2 protein-coding genes are annotated in these 1,639 nt (G+C 59.4%); one reads left to right on the top strand and one right to left on the bottom strand.

All coding sequences use genetic code 11. The annotated features are described in order from the left end of the window. The coding region (locus ACLD7X_RS16615; RefSeq protein ID WP_411424796.1) for an ABC transporter substrate-binding protein at window positions 1-1,123 on the bottom strand (1,123 nt) is incomplete at its 3' end. 284 nt (window positions 1,124-1,407) lie between these two features. Here ACLD7X_RS16615 and ACLD7X_RS16610 point away from each other — a divergent pair. Continuing rightward, window positions 1,408-1,639: hypothetical protein (locus ACLD7X_RS16610; protein WP_411424795.1), on the top strand; the 232-nt coding region annotated here is incomplete at its 3' end.

Raw genomic sequence — 1,639 nt, 5'->3', positions numbered from 1 at the left:
CCACGAAGGCCGCTTCGGAGGTTGAGAGATCCACCTTCAGATTTTCCATTCCCGCCTTCTTGAGGTGGAACCTGGCGCGATCCGGATCATATGTACGCTGCGGGATATCCTTCGCCCAATAGCGGTAGGAGGGGCCGATCGGCGTGTCATTGCCGACGACGCCATAGCCATAGAGAACCTTTTGCATCAGGTCCTCGCGGTCGATTGCGTGCTTGAGCGCGAGGCGCACATCGACGTTGTCGAAGGGCGCCATGTCGGTGCGCATCGGAAACGTATAGTGCAGTGAGCTCTGCACGCGGTCGAGGGTGATGTTGGCTTGCGCCTTGAGCAGATCCACCGTCTTCAGGTCAACCTCGTCGATGGCCTGCACTTCGCCGCTCAACAATGCGTTCATGCGGGCACTGGAATCCTGGATGCAGAGAAGAACCACTTCGTTGGCAAAGGCGCGGTCGTCACGGAAGTAATTGGGGTTCCGTTCGAGATGTGCGCGGATACCTGGCTGGTACTCCTTCAGAATATACGCTCCCGTACCGTTGCGGGTCTCCCAATCCATCTTTTCGCCCTTGGCAGGATAGATGGTGAAGGCCTCGGTGTTCAGGACGGTGGGGAGGTCGGCGTTTGCCGTCTGCAGCGTGATGATCACCGCATTGTCGCCATCGGCCTTCACTTCGGTGAACTGGTCCGCGACTGGCTTGATGAAGGACTTCGAGTCCGCCACGCGGTGGTGGTTGATGGAGGCGACCACGTCTTCCGCCTTCATGGTGCGCCCGTCATGGAAGGTAACCCCCCTCCTTAGATTGAAGCGCCACGTCTTGCCGTCCTTGCTGTCCCAGCTCTCGGCGAGGACAGGGCCGACACTTCCGTCCGGCAGGATTTCAGTCAGCGTGTTGGAAAAGGAAAGAGCGAGCAGTCCCTGGTAAGCATTGGTGAGAAGGCCAGGATCGGTCGAGTCCGTGGTCGAACCGTGGCGCGAGGCAAGCACCATCTTGCCGCCCTTCCTGGGGGTCTGGTCCTGCGCGCGGGCCGGGAGGTGGCTCCCAAGGCCGACCAGGCCTGCAGCGGCAGGCAACGCAATTGCTTCGCGGCGGTTGAGGGTGGACAGTAAGCTACGGACCTTGGTCATGTCTTCACTCCCTGGGATGAACTCCAATGCTGTCCAGATTTACACAGCATGGGCGAATGAGGAAGAGGCCGTCCGCGCCGGCCATCTCTTCGGCGCGGTGGCCCGAGTTATTCAACCAAGAGAGTTTGCGCTTCGTCAACTTTGTCATCGAAGACGAGCTGTCACCCTTCCGGTATTCTGAAAAAATATTGCTGTGACCGACGTCACCAACAGCGGATAAACGCCTTGATCGGATCCATTGTGGATCACCAAGGGCGATGCAGTGTGTGGAGGGAAGGCAAGCCATGATACTCAAGCGAAACGTCGTTGCATCATTTGACGAGGGGGGCTGGAACTACGCGATCTGGGGCGGCCCTTACCATGCCATGCACCAGAAGCGCGGTGCCAAGTACTGTGTTTACAATGGCCGTCTCATGGCCGTGGACCAGGGGGGCGACCGTTTTGAGGAGTATTGGAAACAGCGCCGGGAAGCCGGCCTCGTCGACACCGGCGAGCGTCCGACGGAGATCGTGGGGC

The sequence above is a fragment of the Aphanothece microscopica RSMan92 genome, from assembly GCF_046613545.2.
GTDB lineage: Bacteria > Cyanobacteriota > Cyanobacteriia > PCC-6307 > Cyanobiaceae > NIES-981.
Note: the sequence above shows the minus strand (reverse complement) of the source record. Positions and strands in the feature narration are given on the sequence as shown.